3 protein-coding genes are annotated in these 2,991 nt (G+C 73.6%); 2 read left to right on the top strand and 1 reads right to left on the bottom strand.

Translation table 11 applies throughout. The annotated features are described in order from the left end of the window. Positions 1–95: 95 nt before the first annotated feature. A complete protein-coding gene (locus ABTZ58_RS39915; RefSeq protein ID WP_351368380.1) occupies positions 96–1,499 on the bottom strand; it encodes an NAD(P)-binding domain-containing protein in 1,404 nt (467 codons plus the stop codon). 110 nt (positions 1,500–1,609) lie between these two features. Between ABTZ58_RS39915 and ABTZ58_RS39910 the strand changes: the two genes are divergently transcribed. After that, a complete protein-coding gene (locus ABTZ58_RS39910) occupies positions 1,610–2,665 on the top strand; it encodes a flavin-containing monooxygenase (protein ID WP_351368383.1) in 1,056 nt (351 codons plus the stop codon). A 42-nt stretch (positions 2,666–2,707) separates the two neighbouring features. Continuing rightward, on the top strand, positions 2,708–2,991 hold a 284-nt coding region (locus ABTZ58_RS39905; RefSeq protein WP_351368377.1), incomplete at its 3' end, for an ArsR/SmtB family transcription factor.

Raw genomic sequence — 2,991 nt, 5'->3', positions numbered from 1 at the left:
GACGAAACGCACGTCCGGCTTGTCGATGCCCATGCCGAAGGCGATGGTCGCCACCACGACCAGGCCGTCCTCCCGCAGGAAGCGGGACTGGTGGGTCACGAGCCGCAGCAGCCGCCCGCCGGGGCCTCTTCGGCAGCCGCGCCGACCGCGGCGGGAGCGGCGAGCTGGACGAGCTGCGGCGCGGGCGCGCAGCAGCCACCTCCGTCGCCCTCAGCGGCATCGGGGGTGTCGAACAGGCCGGCTCCGCCGCAGACCCCGGTCTCGGGCAGGGTGAGTTCGACGCGGTCGGCGGACTCGACGTCGCCGGCGATCGCGGCCGCGACGGAGCGGACCTGCTCGTAACCGGTCATCGCCAGGAAAGTCGGGGCGCGGCCGTAGGACTTCATCCCGACCAGGTACACGCCCTGCTCGGGGTGGGAGAGCTCGCGGTGGCCGTGGGGGTAGACGGTGCCGCAGGAGTGCTGGTTGGGGTCGATCAGCGGCGCCAGGGCGACCGGCGCCTGGAGGCGCTCGTCGAGACCGAGGCGCAGCTCGTCGAGGAAGGACAGGTCGGGGCGGAAGCCGGTCAGCACGATGACCTCGTCGACCGGGTCCAGGCGGCGTCCGTCCTCGCCGACCAGGATCAGCCGACCGTCGTCTGCCCGCTCGATCGCCTCGGTGCGGAAGCCGGTGACCGCGTCCGCGTGGCCCTCGTCGACGGCGGCCTTGGCCGCCAGGCCCAGGGCGCCGCGCGCCGGGAGCTGGTCAGCTTCGCCGCCGCCGAAGGTGGAGCCGGAGATGCCCCGGCGCAGGATCCACACGCCCTTCGTGCCCGTGCCGCCGTCGGACTTGGCGAGGTCGGCGAGGTAGGCGAGGGCGGTGAACGCGGATGCGCCGGAGCCGATGACGGCGGTGCGCTTACCTGCGTACCGGGCGCGGACGGCCGGGTCCTTCAGGTCCGGGACGCGGTAGGTAATCCGGTCCGCGGCGGCCTTCTCACCGAGCGCCGGCAGTCCGCTGCCGCCGGCCGGGCTGGGCGTGGTCCAGGTGCCGGAGGCGTCGATGACCGCGCGGGCGAAGAGGCGCTCCTCACGACCGTCGGTGTGGGCGACGTGCACGACGAACGGCTGCTGCTCGCGGTCGGCGTCCACGATCCGGTCCCGGCCCGTCCGGGAGACGCCGGTGACGCGCGTGCCGAGACGGAGGCGGTCGCCGAGGGCGTCGGCGAGCGGCTGCAGGTAGGACTCGGCCCAGTCGCCGCCGGAGGGGTAGGTGGCCGGGTCGGGGCGTGTCCAGCCGGTGGGGGCCAGGAGCTTCTCGGCCGCCGGGTCGACGACCTCACCCCAGGTGGAGAACAGGCGCACATGCGCCCACTCGCGCACCGCGGCACCGGCCTTTTGGCCGGCTTCCAGGACCAGGGGTTCGATGCCCTGTTCGATGAGGTGGGCGGCGGCGGCGAGGCCGGTGGGTCCGGCCCCGATCACGACGACGGGCAGCTCGGTGGTGGCGGGCGCGTTCACGGCGACTCCTTGCGTGTTTCGACATCTGTCGATGGCTTGCGCGGCCCAGCATGACACCTGTATTGATGAGCGTCAACATAGACATCTATCGAACCCAGGGGGATTCGCTGATGGAGCGCATCGACGTCGCCGTCATCGGCGGTGGCCAGTCCGGACTGGCCACCGCCCACGCGCTGGTGCGGCGCGGGCTGCGGCCGGTGGTCCTGGAGGCGTCCGGCCGGGCGGCCGGGTCGTGGCCGCGCTACTACGACAGCCTCACGCTGTTCTCGCCCGCCCGGTACAGCTCCCTGCCCGGGATGCCGTTCCCCGGCGCCGACCGCTACCCGCACCGCGACGAGGTCGTCGCCTACCTCACCGCCTACGTCGACCGCCTGGACGCCGATATCCGCACCGGCAGCCGCGTCACCGCGGTCCGCCGCACCGGCGACGGCTTCGCGGTGGAACTGGAGGGCGGCGGCCAGCAGTCCGCGCGGGCCGTGGTGGCGGCTTCGGGGACGTTCGGGTGCCCGCACCGGCCGGCGCTGCCGGGCCTGGAGGAGTTCGCCGGGCAGGTGCTGCATGCCGCCGACTACCGCAGCCCGGCCCCGTTCGCCGGCCGCCGGGTGGTCGTGGTCGGGGCCGGGAACTCCGCGGTGCAGATCGCCGTCGAGCTCACCAGGACCGCACGGGTCACGCTCGCCACCCGCGCCCCGGTGAAGTTCGCAGCTCAGCGGATCCTCGGCCGTGACTTGCACTTCTGGACGAAGCGCACTGGCCTGGACACCGCGCCTCTCGGCCGGTTCCTTGCGCACCCGCCGGCGCAGCCGGTCCTCGACGACGGCCGCTACCGCGCCGCCCTGGCCTCCGGCAGGCCCGACCGGCGGCCGCTGTTCACGGGCGCAGACGGGTCCAAGCTCGTCTGGCCGGACGGAAGCCGGGAGGAGGTCGACACGGTCGTGCTCGCTACCGGCTATCGCCCCGACCTGCCCTACCTCGCCGGCCTCGACGGCGCTCTCGACGCAACCGGGAACCCCCGCCACCGCGAAGGCCTGGCCGCCCACGTGCCGGGGCTGGCGTTCGTCGGACTGGAGTGGCAGCGCAGCCTGTCGTCGAATTCACTGCGCGGCGTGGGCCGGGACGCGGAGCGGATCGCCCGGCGCCTGGCCGCCCACCTCGCGCGCCGGTGACGACCCTCGACCCACTGGTTCGACGTGTGTCAACATAGACGTATGTCGAATGCGAAGGTGCTGCCGCTGCTCGAGCCCTCCGACGGCCAGGGCGTGGCGCCGTGCTGCCCGCCGCTGACCGAACGCCCGATGACCGCCGCAGAGGCCGAGACCGCGGCGCGGATGTTCAAGGCGCTCGGCGATCCGGTTCGCCTACGGCTGTTCTCCGCGGTGGCCTCGCACGAGGGCGGGGAGGCGTGCGTGTGCGACATCTCCGACGTCGGTGTCTCCCAGCCGACCGTCTCCCACCACCTGAAGAAGCTCAAGGAGGCCGGACTGCTGACCTC

Origin of the sequence: Streptomyces sp. NPDC094143, from assembly GCF_040303825.1 — a bacterium.
Classification (GTDB): domain Bacteria; phylum Actinomycetota; class Actinomycetes; order Streptomycetales; family Streptomycetaceae; genus Streptomyces.
This window is presented reverse-complemented; position numbering and strand designations above follow the sequence as displayed.

What these genes read in the sequence shown, in the direction of transcription:
- ABTZ58_RS39910 (WP_351368383.1), top strand. Translation starts at nt 1,610, where the DNA reads ATGGAGCGCATCGACGTCGCCGTCATCGGCGGTGGCCAGTCCGGACTG.